Consider the following 15573-nt stretch of genomic DNA (forward strand, 5'->3'; position numbering starts at 1 on the left):
CCGGAGCGCGAAAACACGAGACCCCGGTCGCACATCCGTAGAGGTGCGACCGGGGCCGTAGTCGAGCGCGGAACGGTATGAGACCGTCTCACTCAGATGATGGATCACGCCTGAGCCGAATGATCCATAAGCAACTGGATCAACCTGCGGAAGCGGATCAGGCGAGCGCCACGAGGTCCCGGTAGTCCGGGCCCCAGAGGTCCTCGACGCCGTCCGGGAGCAGGATGATCCGCTCCGGCTCCAGCGCCTCCACGGCGCCCTCGTCGTGCGTGACGAGGATGACGGCGCCCTTGTACGTGCGCAGCGCGCCCAGGATCTCCTCGCGGCTCGCGGGGTCGAGGTTGTTCGTGGGCTCGTCGAGCAGCAGCACGTTCGCCGAGGAGACCACGAGCGTCGCCAGGGCGAGACGGGTCTTCTCGCCACCGGACAGGACGCCCGCGGGCTTGTCCACGTCGTCGCCGGAGAAGAGGAACGAGCCGAGCGTCTTGCGGACGGCGACCAGGTCCAGGTCCGGCGCCGAGGAGCGCATGTTCTCCAGGACCGAGCGCTCCGGGTCCAGGGTCTCGTGCTCCTGGGCGTAGTAGCCGAGCTTGAGGCCGTGGCCGGGGACGACCGAGCCGGTGTCGGGCTTCTCGGTGCCCGACAGCAGACGCAGCAGCGTGGTCTTGCCGGCGCCGTTGAGGCCGAGGATGACCACGCGCGAGCCCTTGTCGATCGCCAGGTCGACGTCGGTGAAGATCTCCAGCGAGCCGTACGACTTCGACAGGCCCTCGGCGGTCAGCGGGGTCTTGCCGCAGGGCGCCGGGTCCGGGAAGCGCAGCTTGGCGACCTTGTCGGAGACGCGCACGGCCTCCAGGCCGGCGAGCAGCCGGTCGGCACGCTTGGCCATGTTCTGCGCGGCGACCGTCTTGGTGGCCTTGGCGCGCATCTTGTCGGCCTGCGAGTTCAGCGCCGCGGCCTTCTTCTCGGCGTTCTGGCGCTCGCGCTTGCGGCGCTTCTCGTCGGCCTCGCGCTGCTGCTGGTAGAGCTTCCAGCCCATGTTGTAGACGTCGATCTGGGCACGGTTGGCGTCGAGGTAGAAGACCTTGTTGACGACCGTCTCGACCAGGTCGACATCGTGGGAGATCACGATGAACCCGCCGCGGTAGTTCTTCAGGTAGTCGCGCAGCCACACGATCGAGTCGGCGTCGAGGTGGTTCGTCGGCTCGTCGAGGAGGAGGGTGTCGGCGTCCGAGAAGAGGATCCGGGCCAGCTCCACGCGGCGGCGCTGACCGCCGGAGAGCGTGTGCAGCGGCTGGCCGAGCACCCGGTCGGGCAGGCCGAGGGCGGCCGAGATGGTCGCGGCCTCCGACTCGGCGGAGTACCCGCCCTTGGTGAGGAACTCGGTCTCCTGGCGCTCGTACTGGCGCATCGCCTTCTCGCGGGTGGCGCCGGAGCCGCTGGAGATGCGCTCCTCGTTCATCCGCATCTTCTTGAGCAGGACGTCGAGGCCGCGCGCGGACAGGATGCGGTCGCTGGCCAGGACGTCGAGGTCGCCGGTGCGGGGGTCCTGCGGGAGGTAGCCGACCTCGCCCGAGCGGGCGATGCTGCCGGCGGCCGGTGTCCCCTCGCCCGCGAGGCACTTGGTGAGGGTGGTCTTGCCGGCTCCGTTGCGGCCGACGAGACCGACGCGGTCGCCCTTGGCGATACGGAAGGACGCGTTCTCGATGAGGATGCGGGCGCCGGCGCGCAGCTCGATGCCGGTGGCGGTGATCACGGAAATACTCCAGGGCGGGGTGGGGACGGCGGAAGGCAGGACGCGATGCTTCGACGCCGCTAATCCGCGAGGAGATTTGCCATGGAACTCATTCTACCGGGGGTGCGCAACCACTTTCGGGCCCGTCCGCCACCGGTCCGCCGCCGAGGCACGCCGATCCGCGGCCGCCCGGGCCCGCTCCCCCGCGTCCCCCGTTCGGCCCATCGCGTGCGGCTCCCGGCCGGGGGGCGTATCAGGATGAACACGTTGGTACTCGCCGCAGGGGCCGGACACGTGGCCGCCCACGGCTTCACGAATAGAGGGCGGTGCGGGATGCAGTTCGACGACAACGCCAATCTGGACACTTCCGAGGTCAACGATGTCCGCGGGAGCCGCATCCCGGGCGGGAGGGCCACCATCGGCGGCGGCATCGTGGGATTCATCGCACTGATCATGGGTCTGATCTTCGGGGTGGGCCCGGAGCAGCTGGGCCTGTCCGACGGGAGCCCGGAGCCGGTGTCCACCTCCTCCTCCGCCGCCCAGGTGCAGCAGGCCTGCAAGACCGGGCAGGACGCGAACGCGCGGGAGGACTGCCGGCTGGTGGCCGTAATCAACAGCACCCAGGACTTCTGGAAGCAGGAGTTCGCCAGGCGGGGCGCCCAGTACACCCCGGCGAAGACCGTGTTCTTCACCGGGAAGGTGAACACCGCCTGCGGTGCGGCCACCTCGGCCGTCGGCCCCTTCTACTGCCCCGGCGACCGGCAGGTCTACCTGGACCTGGGCTTCTTCAACGAGCTGCGCAGCAAGTTCGGCGCGAGCGGCGGCCCCTTCGCCCAGGCCTACGTGGTCGCCCACGAGTACGGGCACCACATCCAGAACCTGACCGGCACCCTGCAGAAGGCCCAGGACGGGCGGCAGGGCGCGAACAGCAACGCGGTACGGGTCGAGCTCCAGGCCGACTGCTACGCCGGGGTGTGGGCGCACAACGCGACGAAGACCCCGGACGAGTCCACCGGCAAGCCGCTGATCACCAGCCTGACCGACCAGGACATCAAGGACGGCCTGGACGCGGCTGCCGCGGTCGGCGACGACCGGATCCAGGAGAAGTTCCAGGGCCGGGTGACCCCGGAGTCCTGGACGCACGGGTCGGCCGAGCAGCGCCAGCAGTGGTTCTACCAGGGCTACCGCACGGGAGACATGGCGCAGTGCAACACCTTCCGCTGAGTGTCAGTGGCCCCTGCAATGCTGTGATGCGGGTCACCCGACCCCGCGACAGCAAGAGGGAGTGATCGTCATGGCAGGCGTTCCGTCCATCTATCCGACACTGCTCTACACCGACGCCAAGGCGGCGATCCGCCAGCTCACGGAAGCGTTCGGCTTCACCCAGGTCACCGCCTACGAGGGGGACGGAGGGGTCGTGCAGCACGCGGAGCTGTCCTACGGGAACGGCATGGTGATGCTGGGGAGCAAGGGCCGCGGCGGGCTCTTCGACGCGGCGATGGCCGGCGGCGGCCCGACCGGCGTGTACGTGGTCGTGGACGACGTGGACGCCCACCACAAGCGTGCCGTGGAGCACGACGTGGAGATCCTGATGCCGCCCACCGACCAGGACTACGGCGGGCGGGACTACATGGCCCGGGACTCCGAGGGCAACATCTGGAGCTTCGGGACGTACGTGCCGCAGGCCTGACCCGCGGCGCGCACGCCCCGCGCGCTTCCGGCGAACGGGGCCCCGCCGGGCCCTACTGGGCCTTACGGGGTCCTACGAGGTCTTGCGGAGCCTCACGAACCGCCGGTGTGGACCTGGAAGGCCGCCCGGCGGACCGCCTTGGCCAGAGCCGGGTCGGGGTGGGCCGCGGCCAGCGCGACCAGCACCTGCACCGTCCGGGGATGACCGACCGCGCGGACCTCGTCCAGCAGCCGCGGGACCGTGGTCCGCACGGCCGAGTCCAGGTGGCGGGCGAGCAGCTCGGCTTCGCCGTGGTCAGCGATGGCGGCCGCCGTGTCCACCCAGAGCCAGGTCTGCTCCTCGGAGGTGAGCACGTCCTGCGCCTCGTCGGGGTCGACCCCGTCGTGCTCGGCGAGCCAGAGCAGGGCGTAGGGCCGCAGGGCCGGCTCGCGGGTGGCGGCGCGCACGTCGGGCTCGGCCGGGGCCCCGACCACGCGCAGCGCCTCGAAGGCGAGCCCGCGCAGCAGGGCGTCCTCGCCCCGGGCGGCGAGCAGCAGCTCGGAGACGGCGTGGCCGACGGGCCGGGCGGCCAGCCAGGCCTGGTACTCGGCGCGGGCCGGGCCCGGAGACAGCCGCGCGCAGCCGTGGAGCATGGCGGCGGCGGACTGCTCGATGTTGCCGACCGGGCTCTGCGCGGCGACGCAGATCTGCTCCAGCTTGACCCAGACGGCCCAGCTCCCGAGCGGGGTGAGGGTGGCCTGGGCGGGACCGAGGGTGACGGCGTCGACGGCCGCCAGTCCGCCGAGCGCCCAGCGCAGCAGCCGGGCGAGCGGTACCGGGGGCGCGGCCTGAGCGGGGTCGGACGCACTGGAGTCGCCCAGCCCGGAGTCACCCTGCCCGGAGCCGTCCGCTTGCGCGGTGGCCTCGTAGGGGACCTCGCACCGCTCGTCGCGCAGTTCGTCGACGCGCTGCCCGAGCAGGTCCAGCAGGTCGGGGACGGTCACGGGACCGGCGGAGAGCTGGAGCAGGGAGAGCAGCTGGGGCATGGCCTCGACGACCTCGGCGACGGCCGCGGGGGCGATGTCGGCGGGGGCGGGGTGGACCAGCGACCAGGCGTCGAAGAGGGCGACCCAGCCGCGCAGCACGGCGGCGTCGTCCCTGTCCCAGGCGCGCAGGCGCCAGCCCGGCCGGGCATGGCCTCCGTGCACCTCGACCAGGCCGGCCAGCCGGGAGCGGTCCCAGCCGACCCGGATCTGGCCGGGCGTCAGGCGCAGCTGTGCGGCGGCGCGTTCGACATCGGCGGCGGGCAGGGCTCCCGCCGGTGCGGGCCTGCCGCCGTCTCCGGCGCCGAGGTTGAGCTCGGCCCAGCGGGCCAGCCGTACGGCGTCGGCGAGCGAGGCGCGGGCTCTGTTCGCCAGGTCGGCCGTGGCGGGGGTGCCCGCCGGAGGCCTGGGGGCGGTCCGGGTCCGCCGGTCGGTCACCGCTTTGCGGGCCGTACCCACGGACCGCGGGTAGACGAGTCGGAGTCTGGAGTCGCGAGCCAACTGCTCATCAGGCTTTCGGGACGTCACGTGAGCAGTCTCGCCCGTCACCGGCCGAAAGCCCAAACGGAACCGGCCATTGCCACGGGGCACCGAGGGGACAGACCGGGACAACCCGCCCTCCCCACCCCATCCGGCGCACATTCTTCGGACACCGCGGCCGACGGACCGTCACATGGGGCGTCACATAAGAGGGGTCAGGAAGCGGCGCAGCGCCTCCTCGTATCCGGCCGGGTCGGCGTTCCACATCGCCCCGTGCGCCGCTTCGCGGACGGGGCGCAGGGTCACCAGGTCCGGGCGGGCGGCGGCGAGCCGGCGGGAGGGCTCCCAGGGCGCGAGGGTGTCGTCGGGGCCGTGGAAGATCAGGACGGGGACCCGCAGCGACGCCGGATCCGATCCCGGGGCCCGGCGGTCGGCGCGCAGCCCCGCCCGGCCCTCGGCGGCCTTGACCGCGAGCGGGAGCAGCCCGGCCGGGGTACGGCGCGCCGCGGCGAGGGCCCTGAGGGTGGCGTGCCAGTCCAGGACGGGAGAGTCGAGCACCAGCCCGGAGATCCGGTCGGACAGCGCCGAGCGCTCGGCCGCGTGCAGTGCCATGGTGGCTCCGGTGGACCAGCCGTGCAGGATCACGCGACGGGCTCCGTAGCGCAGGGCGTAGCGGATGGCGGCGTCGAGATCGCGCCATTCGGACTCGCCGAGGTGGCCGAGGCCGTCCGGGGACGCGGGGGCCCCGAGGTCTCCGCGGTAGCCGAGGTCCAGGACGGGCATCCGCTGGCGGTTCAGGAAGGGCATCACCACCATCGGGTGCTCGCGGGTGGCTCCGAGCCCGTGGACGGTGATCACCCAGGTGTCACGGGCGGCGGGCACGAACCACGCGGGCAGGGCTCCGAGCTCGCCCGGCACGTCCACGTCGGCGTGGTCCAGCCCGAGGGCGGAGCCCGGATTGCCCAGGTGGACCTGGGGCGTGAGGGTGACGCGGGTGCCGGGTTCGAGGCTGCCGTGGGTGACGGCGAGGAGTCTGCGCACCACGGTGTCGGGGCCGTGGGGGGCGTCGGGGAGGACGGGCCCGACCACGGCGTGCACCCCGGGCGCGGTCAGACCGTAGGTGCCGGGGCGCAGGGAGGCCAGCGAGCGGGTCAGTTCGACCCGGCCGGCGGCCGTGGAGTGGACGCTGAGCCGGGGGCTGCCCGGGAGCGGGCGGCCGGGCTCGTTGCGCAGGGCGGCGTCGGCGGCGTACCGCCCGGCGAGGGCGGCGGCGGTGACGGCCGCGCCGGCGCCCAGAAGAGTCGTGGTGACGGCCGCTGCCGTCGCTGTGGCGGTACGCACCGCTCCAGTGTCGAGGCGGATCCGGCGGCGGGCCACCGGAGGGGATCGCCGCGCCCGGCGCTCCCGGCGCCGCACCCCGCTCCCCCGGCGCGGCCGGACGGGAAACGGAAGGGGCCGCGGAGGGCGGTCGCAGGGTGCGGGGAAGGGGAGCCCGCGGAGAGCGGAAGGGTGCGGGAAGGGCTCGCCGGAGGGTGATCTGGGTCTCTTCCCGGGCCCGCCCGCGCGGCGGGACCTACCGGAAGTCCCGCCCCGGGGCGGGCGCGGACCGGCCCGTGACGTGCATCAATGGAGGGATCCACGGCTTTAACAGGACGAAGGTCCCGATCCGGTGCCGGATCGATACACCGTACGACCCCCGCCAGTTCACCTTCCGTTCATTCAGGTTGCCTACGGTCCACGAACCACTGACGTCAAACAGAAGCCTGGGTAAATGGAGCACATAACGCTTCTCCTCGGGATCGTGATCATCACCGCTCTCGTGTTCGATTTCACGAACGGTTTTCACGACACGGCCAACGCGATGGCCACCACCATCTCGACCGGCGCCCTCAAGCCCAAGACCGCGGTGGCCATGTCCGCCGTGCTCAACCTCGTCGGCGCTTTCATGTCCGTGGAGGTCGCCAAGACGATCTCCAAGGGCCTGGTCAACGAGGAAGGCATCCAGCCGGAGGTCATCTTCGCCGCCCTGGTCGGCGCGATCCTCTGGAACCTCGTCACCTGGCTGGTCGGACTGCCCTCCAGCTCCTCGCACGCCCTGATGGGCGGTCTGATCGGTGCCGCGGTCGCTTCGGCCGGCATGGGTGCGGTCAACGGCAGTGTCGTCGTCACCAAGGTGCTGATCCCCGCGATCGCCGCTCCGATCGTCGCCGGCGTCGCCGCGTACCTGGCCGCGAAGGTCACGTACAAGGTCGGCAAGGGCATGGGCGAGAAGACCTCGGCCAAGGGTTACCGCGCCGGCCAGATCGCCTCCGCCGGCCTCGTCTCCCTCGCGCACGGCACCAACGACGCGCAGAAGACGATGGGCATCATCACCCTGGCGCTCGTCGCCGGCGGTGCCATCGCCCCCGGCTCCAACCCGCCGGTCTGGGTCATCGTCTCCGCCGGCATGGCCATCGCGATGGGCACCTACCTGGGCGGCTGGCGCATCATCCGCACCATGGGCAGCGGCCTGACCGACCTGCAGCCGCAGCAGGGCTTCGCCGCCCAGACCTCGGCCGCCAGCGTCATCCTGGCCTCCTCGCACCTCGGCTTCTCCCTCTCCACCACCCACGCGTGCTCCGGCGCCGTCATGGGCTCGGGCCTCGGCCGCAAGGGCGGTGTGGTCCGCTGGTCCACCGCCACCCGCATGTTCATCGCGTGGGGCCTGACCCTGCCCGCCGCGGCCCTCGTCGCCTCCGGTGCCGAGCTGGTCATGCGCACCGGTGACATCGGCGTCACCGCCGTCGCGGTCTTCCTGGTCGCCTCCTGCGTGGCCATCTGGTTCATCTCGCGCCGCCAGGTCGTCGACCACACCAACGTCAACGAGGTGGCCCCGGCCGCCGCCGAGGAGCCCGGCGTGGTCACCACGGCCATGGCCGCCGTCGCCGTCCCGCCGCTCGCGGGCACCCCCGGCACGACCGCCGCGGTGACGGACGAAGCCCTCAAGGCCACCATCCCGGCCGCCCCGGCGACCCCCGCGGCTCCGGCCGCGGCGGTCTGACCCCGAGAACGACAGAGGAATCCGCAGTATGAAGATCGACTGGGCAGCACTCGGCTCCGTCTTCGGGGTCAGCCTCACCGCCACCGTCGTCCTCGTGACCCTGTTCACCCTCGGTCTGATGGGCCTGTCCAAGCACGAGGCCGCCACGGAGCAGGGCGGCGCCGCCACCCTGGCCCGTACCGGCGCCTACGCCTGCTTCGCGCTCTGCGCGGCGGCCGTGAGCTACGGGATCTACCTGATCGTCGCCTGAGACGCCGGGCACCCCGTACCCATACGAACGCCATACGCATACGAACGCTCCCTCCGGATTCCCCCGGGGGGAGCTTTCGCGTGCCCCGGCCCGCCCTCCCGGCGCACCCGGCCCGGCCGTCCCGGCTCCCCCGACCCCTCCGTCCCGGTGCCCCCGGCGCAGGTCAACGGCGAGTTGACGGGCCTTCGCGGTGCGTGGTGGACTGCCCGAGCCAATACGGCGGCATGGAGAGGAAGTCCGGTGCGAATCCGGCGCGGTCCCGCCACTGTCACCGGAGCACTCCAGCCGAGTGCGACCGGGAGCCAGGAACTCTCGCCGCCGGACACGTCGAACCAGGGCGCGGACCCTGAGTGAGGACATACCTGCCACCATGCGTGCCGATCGCGTCTTCGCGTACGGCGCCACGGCCGGCCTGATCGGCGACCGGATCCTCGGGGATCCGCGCCGAGGGCACCCCGTGGCCGCCTTCGGACGAGCCGCCGCCGCGGTCGAACGCGCCCTGTGGCGCGACGACCGCGCCCGTGGCGCCCTGCACACCCTGGTGTGCGCCGGAGGCGCGGCCGCCATCGGCGCGCTGGGCGCCCGAGCCGTGCGCTCCCGGCCCGCGGCCGCCCGCATAGCCCTGACCGCCGCCGCCACCTGGGCCGTCGTGGGCGGCACCTCGCTGGGCCGCGAAGCCCGCGCCATCGGCGGGGCGCTCGCCGCCGGGGACGCCGAGACGGCCCGCGAGCGGCTGCCGCACCTGTGCGGGCGCGACCCGCAGGCCCTGGACGAACAGCAGATGGCCCGCGCGGTCGTGGAGTCGGTCGCCGAGAACACCTCCGACGCGGTGGTCGGAGCCCTGGTGTGGGGCGCCGTCGGCGGCGTCCCCGGGCTGCTGGCCTTCCGCGCCGTGAACACCCTGGACGCGATGGTCGGCCACAAGTCCCCCCGCTACCTGCGCTACGGCTGGGCCTCGGCCCGCCTCGACGACCTCGCGGGCTGGCCGGGCGCCCGGCTGACGGCCCTGGCCGCCGTACTCGCCGGACCCGACCGGCGGGGCGCCGTACGGGCCTGGCGCGCGGACGCCGCCAAGCACCCGAGCCCGAACGCGGGCCCGGTGGAATCCTCCTTCGCCGGGGCGCTCGGCGTCCGCCTCGGCGGGACCCTGGCCTACGGGGGCCGCATCGAGCACCGGGCCGTGCTCAACGGCGCGGCGGGACGGCCGGTGGAGGTCGCCGACATCGAGCGGGCGGTCAGGCTTTCGCGGCAGGTGACATGGACGGCGCTGGGTGCCTGCGTGGCGGCCCGGACGCTGGTCTCCCGTACGAACTCCCGCAAGAAGAAGGGGCGGCGCGCATGAGCAGCGGCGCGAAGCGCGGCGGCGGACTCCTCGTCGCCGGTACGACATCGGACGCGGGCAAGAGCGTGGTCACGGCGGGCATCTGCCGGTGGCTGGCGCGCAGCGGGGTGAAGGTGGCCCCGTTCAAGGCGCAGAACATGTCGCTGAACTCCTTCGTGACCCGGGAGGGCGCGGAGATCGGCCGGGCGCAGGCCATGCAGGCGCAGGCCGCGCGCGTGGAGCCGACCGCGCTGATGAACCCGGTGCTGCTCAAGCCCGGCAGCGACCGCAGCAGCCAGGTGGTGCTGCTGGGCAAGCCGGTGGGCGAGATGAGCGCCCGCGGGTTCTTCGGGGGGTCTGGGGGGTCGTCCCCCGGAAAAGCACTGCACGGGGGCCGCCAGGAGCAGTTGCTCGGCATCGTGACGGACTGCCTGGAGCAGTTGCGGGGCACGTATGACGCCGTGATCTGCGAGGGGGCGGGCAGCCCGGCCGAGATCAACCTGCGGCGCACCGACATCGTCAACATGGGGATCGCGCGGGCCGCGCGGTTCCCTGTCGTCGTGGTCGGCGACATCGACCGGGGCGGGGTCTTCGCCTCCTTCTTCGGCACCACGGCGCTGCTGTCGCCCGAGGACCAGTCGCTGATCGCGGGCTACCTGGTCAACAAGTTCCGCGGCGACGTCAGCCTGCTGGAGCCCGGCATGGAGATGCTGCGGGGCCTGACGGGGCGTGCGACGTACGGGGTGCTGCCCTTCCAGCACGGTCTGGGCATCGACGAGGAGGACGGCCTGCGGGTCTCCCTGCGGGGTGCGGTACGGGAATCCGTGGTCGCCCCGCCCGTCGGCGAGGACGTGCTGCGGGTCGCGGTGTGCGCGGTCCCGCTGATGTCGAACTTCACGGACGTGGACGCGCTCGCGGCGGAGCCGGGGGTGGTGGTGCGGTTCGTGGACCGGGCCGAGGAACTGGCCGACGCGGACCTGGTCGTCGTACCCGGCACCCGCGGCACGGTGAAGGCCCTCGCCTGGCTGCGGGAGCGCGGGCTGGCGGACGCGCTGGCGCGCCGGGCCGCCGAGGGGCGGCCGGTGCTGGGGATCTGCGGCGGCTTCCAGGTGCTGGGCGAACACATCGAGGACGAGGTCGAGTCGAAGGCGGGCTCCGTGCCGGGGCTCGGGCTGCTGCCGGTGCGCGTGCGCTTCGAGCGGGAGAAGACCCTGGCGCGGCCCGTGGGTTCGGCGCTGGGCGAGTCCGTCGAGGGCTACGAGATCCACCACGGCGTGGCCGAAGTCCTGGGCGGTACCCCCTTCCTGGACGGCTGCCGGGTCGGGGAGGTGTGGGGCACGCACTGGCACGGCTCACTTGAGTCCGACGGCTTCCGCCGGGCGTTCCTGCGTGAGGTGGCCGCGGCTGCGGGCCGCCGCTTCGTCCCGGCCCCGGACACCTCCTTCGCCACCCTGCGGGAGGAACAGCTGGACCTGCTGGGCGACCTGATCGAGGAACACGCGGACACGGATGCGCTGCTCCGGCTCATCGAGGGCGGTGCCCCCTCGGGCCTCCCCTTCCTCCCGCCGGGCGCGCCGTGACGGGCGTGGCCCTGCGGGGGCTGTCCCCTACCCGCCCTTCCACCGTTCCCTGGGGCTCCGCCCCAGACCCCGCGCCTCAAACGCCGGCGAGGCTGGAATTGCGCCGCGCGCAATCCAGCCCGCCGGGCCAAATCCAGCCCCGCCGGCGCTTGAGGCGCGGGGGTCCGGGGGCGGCGCCCCCGGCAACGGCGCCGCAGACGACAACGGTCCGCACCTTCGAAGGAGTGAGCAACACGTGAGCACGCCCTACCCGTTCACCGCGCTGGTCGGTCAAACCGACTTGCGCCTCGCGCTGCTGCTCAACGCGGTGAGCCCCGCGGTCGGCGGTGTGCTCGTGCGCGGCGAGAAGGGGACGGCCAAGTCCACCGCCGTCCGCGCGCTGTCCACACTGCTGCCTCAGGTCGACGTGGTCCCCGGCTGCCGGTTCAGCTGCGCGCCCGCCGCCCCCGACCCCGGCTGCCCCGACGGCCCGCACGAGCCCGGTGCGGGCACCGGGCGCCCCGCCCGGATGGTCGAGCTTCCCGTCGGTGCCTCCGAGGACCGCCTGGTCGGCGCTCTCGACATCGAGCGGGCCCTCGCCGAGGGCGTGAAGGCCTTCGAGCCCGGTCTGCTGGCGGACGCGCACCGCGGGATCCTCTACGTGGACGAGGTCAACCTCCTCCACGACCACCTCATCGACCTGCTCCTCGACGCCGCCGCGATGGGCGCCTCCTACGTGGAGCGCGAGGGCATCTCCGTCCGGCACGCCGCCCGCTTCCTCCTCGTCGGCACCATGAACCCCGAGGAGGGCGAGCTGCGCCCGCAGCTCCTGGACCGGTTCGGGCTGACCGTGGAGGTCGCCGCCTCCCGCGAGCCCGTCCAGCGGGTCGAGGTCGTGCGCCGCCGGCTCGCCTACGAGGACGACCCGGCGGCCTTCGCCGGCCGCTGGGCCGGGGACGAGGACGAGGTGCGCGCCCGCGTGGTGGCCGCCCGCGGCCTGCTCCCGAAGGTGGTCCTCGGCGACACCTCGCTGCTGCAGATCGCGGCGACCTGCGCCGGTTTCGAGGTCGACGGCATGCGCGCCGACATCGTGATGGCCCGGACCGCGACCGCCCTGGCCGCCTGGGCCGGGCGGACCGAGGTGCGCAAGGAGGACGTCCGGCAGGCCGCCCTGCTGGCCCTCCCCCACCGGCGCCGGCGCAATCCCTTCGACGCCCCCGGCCTCGACGAGGAGAAGCTCGACCGGATCCTGGACCAGTTCCCGGACGACGAGCCCGACCACGAGCCGGAGCCGGAGCCGGAGGGCCCGGGCGAAGGACCGGACGGCGACGGCGACGGCCCGGACGGCGGCGGTGACGACGGCGGCGGCGTACCCCCGCAGGGGTCCGGTCCGGACGCCCCCGAGGCCGAGGACGACCGGCAGCCGCAGACCGGGCCCGAGCAGCCCTCCGAGGCCCCCGAGCCGGAGCCCTCCCGGCAGGAGGCCGAGGAGCCCGAGCAGGCCGCCGTACGGGCCTCCGAGCCGTTCCGCACCAAGATGCTCAGCGTTCCGGGGCTCGGCGAGGGCGCGTCCGGCCGCCGGTCGCGCGCCCGCACCGCGCACGGGCGCACCACCGGCGCCCAGCGCCCCCGGGGCCATCTGACGAAGCTGCACCTGGCGGCGACCATCCAGGCGGCCGCCCCGCACCAGAGGGCGCGCGGGCGCGCCGGGCGCGGGCTGGTGATCCGCAAGGACGATCTGCGGCAGGCGACGCGCGAGGGCCGCGAGGGCAACCTCGTCCTGTTCGTGGTCGACGCCTCCGGCTCCATGGCCGCCCGGCAGCGCATGAGCGCGGTCAAGGGCGCGGTGCTGTCGCTGCTGCTGGACGCCTACCAGCGCCGCGACAAGGTCGGCCTGATCACCTTCCGCGGCTCCACCGCCGAACTGGCCCTGCCGCCCACCTCCTCCGTCGACTCCGCCGCCGCCCGGCTGGAGAAGCTCCCGACCGGCGGGCGCACCCCGCTGGCCGCCGGGCTGCTCAAGGCCCGCGAGGTGCTGCGGATCGAGCGGCTGCGGGACCCCAGCCGGCGGCCGCTGCTCGTGGTCGTCACCGACGGGCGGGCCACCTCGGCCGGCGGCGTCGAGGGCAACCCCCGTGAGCTGTCCGGCCGCAGCGCCCGGCTGCTGGCGGCCGAAGGGGTCACCTCCGTGGTCGTGGACTGCGAGTCGGGGCCGGTCCGGCTGGGGCTGGCCGGAGTACTGGCCGCCGATCTGGGCGGACCCGCCATCACCCTGGACGGGCTGCGGGCCGACTCGCTGGCCGGGCTCGTCAAGAACGTACGTACCTCATCCCCGACCCTCAGGAGGGCCGCGTAATGCCGCAGGGACAGCCGTCCGTCGTTCCGGACGACGGACTCACGACGCGCCAGCGCCGCAACCGCCCGCTCGTCTTCGTCCACACCGGACCGGGCAAGGGCAAGTCGACGGCGGCCTTCGGCCTGGCGCTGCGCGCCTGGAACCAGGGCTGGTCGATCGGGGTGTTCCAGTTCGTCAAGTCGGCGAAGTGGAAGGTCGGCGAGGAGAACGCGCTGAAGGTGCTCGGCGCCTCCGGCGAGGGCGGCGCGGTCGTCTGGCACAAGATGGGCGAGGGCTGGTCCTGGGTCCAGCGCGACGCGCAGCTCGACAACGAGCAGGCAGCCAAGGAGGGTTGGGAGCAGGTCAAGCGCGACCTGGCCGCCGAGACGCACAAGCTGTACGTGCTGGACGAGTTCGCGTACCCGATGCACTGGGGCTGGATCGACGTCGACGAGGTCGTCGAGGTGCTGCGCAACCGTCCCGGCACCCAGCACGTGGTGATCACCGGCCGCAACGCGCCGGAGAAGCTGGTGGAGTTCGCGGACCTCGTCACCGAGATGACCAAGGTCAAGCACCCGATGGACGCCGGCCAGAAGGGCCAGAAGGGCATCGAGTGGTGACCTCGTCCGACTCGTCCGACTCGCTCGGCTCGCTCAGCTCGTTCGACATGCCTCGGCTCGTCATCGCCGCGCCGTCCTCCGGCAGCGGCAAGACCACCGTGGCCACGGGCCTGATGGCGGCCTTCTCGGAGCGCGGCCTCGCCGTGTCCCCGCACAAGGCCGGGCCCGACTACATCGACCCGGGCTACCACGCGCTGGCCACCGGCCGGCCGGGGCGCAACCTGGATTCCTTCATGTGCGGCGCGGAGCTGATCGCTCCGCTGTTCGCGCACGGCGCGGCCGGATGCGATCTGGCCATCGTCGAAGGGGTCATGGGCCTCTACGACGGGGCCGCGGGCCGGGGTGAACTGGCGTCCACGGCGCAGGTGGCGAAGCTGCTGCGGGCGCCGGTGGTCCTGGTCGTCGACGCGTCCTCGCAGTCGCGGTCGGTGGCGGCGCTGGTCCACGGCTTCGCCTCGTTCGACCCGCAGGTGCGCCTCGGCGGCGTGATCCTGAACAAGGTCGGCTCCGACCGGCACGAGGTGATGCTGCGGGAGGCGCTGGAGGAGGCCGGGATGCCGGTGCTCGGTGTCCTGCGGAGGGCTCCGCAGGTGGCCGCGCCGTCCCGGCATCTGGGCTTGGTCCCGGTGGCGGAGCGGCGGCGCGACGCGGTTGCCTCGGTGGCGGCCCTCGCGGACCAGGTTCGGGCGGGCTGCGACCTCGACGCCCTCATGGCCCTGGCCCGCACCGCCCCGGCGCTGTCCTGCGAAGCCTGGGCTCCGGAGCAGGCTCTGTTCCCCCGGCTCGAAGATGCCGCGCGGCGGCAAAATCCAGCCCCGTCAGGGGGTCCCCCCGGACGAAGTCTGGGGGAGTTTGAGGCGCGGGGTCTGGGGCGGAGCCCCAGCAACGGCGCCGCACCCGTCATCGCCATCGCCGGAGGGCCCGCCTTCACGTTCTCGTACGCCGAGCACGCGGAGCTGCTGCGCGCCGCCGGCGCCGAGGTGGTCACCTTCGACCCGCTCAGGGACGAGGCGCTGCCCGAAGGAACCACCGGCCTGGTGATCGGCGGCGGTTTCCCCGAGGTGTACGCCCCGGAGCTGTCCGCCAACGAGCCGCTCCGCAAGGCCGTCGCGGCGTTCGCGGCCGCCGGGGGCCCGGTGGCCGCCGAGTGCGCCGGGCTGCTGTACCTGGCCCGTTCGCTGGACGGGAAGCCGATGTGCGGGGTGCTCGACGCCGACGCGCGGATGTCGGAGCGGCTCACGCTCGGCTACCGCGAGGCGGTGGCGGTGTCCGACAGCGTCCTGGCACCGGCCGGTACCCGGCTGCGCGGGCACGAGTTCCACCGGACGGTGATCGAGCCGGGCGCCGGCCCCGCGCCCGCCTGGGGTTTCACGCATCCCGAGCGCCGCGTGGAGGGCTTCGTGCAGCACGGGGTGCACGCCAGCTACCTGCACACGCACTGGGCGGCGGAGCCCTCCGTGGCCCTGCGGTTCGCGGAAGCGGCGGCAGCGCACCGGTGAGCGGAAGACCCTCGCCGCCGCG

11 protein-coding genes, 1 pseudogene and 1 riboswitch are annotated in these 15573 nt (G+C 73.5%); of the genes and pseudogenes, 9 read left to right on the plus strand and 3 right to left on the minus strand.

Annotated features, from left to right (window positions below):
• Positions 1 to 157: 157 nt before the first annotated feature.
• Positions 158 to 1756, minus strand: coding sequence for an ABC-F family ATP-binding cassette domain-containing protein (locus tag OHU74_RS08100; RefSeq protein ID WP_330295735.1), 1599 nt, complete (start codon positions 1754 to 1756; stop codon positions 158 to 160).
• A gap of 312 nt (positions 1757 to 2068) precedes the next feature.
• Between OHU74_RS08100 and OHU74_RS08105 the strand changes: the two genes are divergently transcribed.
• Together OHU74_RS08105 and OHU74_RS08110 are read left to right on the plus strand one after the other, a co-directional pair.
• Complete coding sequence (locus tag OHU74_RS08105; RefSeq protein ID WP_371615255.1) at positions 2069 to 2959, plus strand: neutral zinc metallopeptidase; 891 nt, start codon at positions 2069 to 2071, stop codon at positions 2957 to 2959.
• A gap of 70 nt (positions 2960 to 3029) precedes the next feature.
• Positions 3030 to 3425 carry a VOC family protein gene (locus OHU74_RS08110; RefSeq protein ID WP_371615256.1) on the plus strand — a complete coding sequence of 132 codons (396 nt, stop codon included), beginning with the start codon at positions 3030 to 3032 and terminating at the stop codon, positions 3423 to 3425.
• Between the two features lie 92 nt (positions 3426 to 3517).
• On the opposite strand, the gene OHU74_RS08115 is transcribed toward OHU74_RS08110, so the two are convergent.
• Both OHU74_RS08115 and OHU74_RS08120 read right to left on the minus strand, forming a co-directional pair.
• Positions 3518 to 4975: a hypothetical protein gene (locus OHU74_RS08115; protein ID WP_371615257.1), complete on the minus strand. Its 1458-nt coding sequence runs from the start codon at positions 4973 to 4975 to the stop codon at positions 3518 to 3520.
• 153 nt (positions 4976 to 5128) lie between these two features.
• Positions 5129 to 6268 (minus strand): alpha/beta hydrolase family protein, encoded by a 1140-nt coding sequence (locus tag OHU74_RS08120; protein WP_371615258.1) that lies wholly within the window; start codon positions 6266 to 6268, stop codon positions 5129 to 5131.
• Between the two features lie 430 nt (positions 6269 to 6698).
• On the opposite strand from OHU74_RS08120, the gene OHU74_RS08125 reads away from it, so the two are divergent.
• The 7 genes and pseudogenes from OHU74_RS08125 to OHU74_RS08155 all read left to right on the plus strand — a co-directional run bounded on the left by OHU74_RS08125 (position 6699) and on the right by OHU74_RS08155 (position 15551).
• Positions 6699 to 7967 carry an anion permease gene (locus tag OHU74_RS08125; protein ID WP_371615259.1) on the plus strand — a complete coding sequence of 423 codons (1269 nt, stop codon included), beginning with the start codon at positions 6699 to 6701 and terminating at the stop codon, positions 7965 to 7967.
• 28 nt (positions 7968 to 7995) lie between these two features.
• Positions 7996 to 8217, plus strand: a complete 222-nt coding sequence (locus OHU74_RS08130) for a hypothetical protein (RefSeq protein WP_330295740.1) — start codon at positions 7996 to 7998, stop codon at positions 8215 to 8217.
• Between the two features lie 228 nt (positions 8218 to 8445).
• Positions 8446 to 8529, plus strand: a riboswitch (cobalamin riboswitch).
• A 58-nt stretch (positions 8530 to 8587) separates the two neighbouring features.
• Positions 8588 to 9559 (plus strand): cobalamin biosynthesis protein, encoded by a 972-nt coding sequence (locus OHU74_RS08135; RefSeq protein ID WP_371615260.1) that lies wholly within the window; start codon positions 8588 to 8590, stop codon positions 9557 to 9559.
• Positions 9556 to 11357: pseudogene (locus OHU74_RS08140) on the plus strand (cobyric acid synthase). The gene OHU74_RS08135 and the pseudogene OHU74_RS08140 overlap by 4 nt, the downstream one beginning before the upstream one ends.
• Complete coding sequence (locus OHU74_RS08145; RefSeq protein WP_371615261.1) at positions 11354 to 13453, plus strand: putative cobaltochelatase; 2100 nt, start codon at positions 11354 to 11356, stop codon at positions 13451 to 13453. The pseudogene OHU74_RS08140 and the gene OHU74_RS08145 overlap by 4 nt, the downstream one beginning before the upstream one ends.
• Entirely contained in the window at positions 13453 to 14052 is a 600-nt protein-coding gene (gene cobO, locus OHU74_RS08150; RefSeq protein WP_371615262.1) for a cob(I)yrinic acid a,c-diamide adenosyltransferase, read from the plus strand. Before OHU74_RS08145 ends, cobO begins: the two co-directional genes overlap by 1 nt.
• Before the next feature lie 47 nt (positions 14053 to 14099).
• Positions 14100 to 15551 carry a cobyrinate a,c-diamide synthase gene (locus tag OHU74_RS08155; RefSeq protein ID WP_371619610.1) on the plus strand — a complete coding sequence of 484 codons (1452 nt, stop codon included), beginning with the start codon at positions 14100 to 14102 and terminating at the stop codon, positions 15549 to 15551.
• Positions 15552 to 15573: the final 22 nt, after the last annotated feature.

Origin of the sequence: Streptomyces sp. NBC_00454 (assembly GCF_041434015.1) — a bacterium.
Classification (GTDB): Bacteria; Actinomycetota; Actinomycetes; order Streptomycetales; family Streptomycetaceae; genus Streptomyces.

Bases quoted from the DNA above. Each gene is read 5' to 3' on its own strand.
- OHU74_RS08105 (WP_371615255.1), top strand. From the start codon at position 2,069: ATGCAGTTCGACGACAACGCCAATCTGGACACTTCCGAGGTCAACGAT.
- OHU74_RS08110 (WP_371615256.1), top strand. From the start codon at position 3,030: ATGGCAGGCGTTCCGTCCATCTATCCGACACTGCTCTACACCGACGCC.
- OHU74_RS08125 (WP_371615259.1), top strand. From the start codon at position 6,699: ATGGAGCACATAACGCTTCTCCTCGGGATCGTGATCATCACCGCTCTC.
- OHU74_RS08130 (WP_330295740.1), top strand. From the start codon at position 7,996: ATGAAGATCGACTGGGCAGCACTCGGCTCCGTCTTCGGGGTCAGCCTC.
- OHU74_RS08135 (WP_371615260.1), top strand. From the start codon at position 8,588: ATGCGTGCCGATCGCGTCTTCGCGTACGGCGCCACGGCCGGCCTGATC.
- cobO (WP_371615262.1), top strand. From the start codon at position 13,453: ATGCCGCAGGGACAGCCGTCCGTCGTTCCGGACGACGGACTCACGACG.
- OHU74_RS08155 (WP_371619610.1), top strand. From the start codon at position 14,100: ATGCCTCGGCTCGTCATCGCCGCGCCGTCCTCCGGCAGCGGCAAGACC.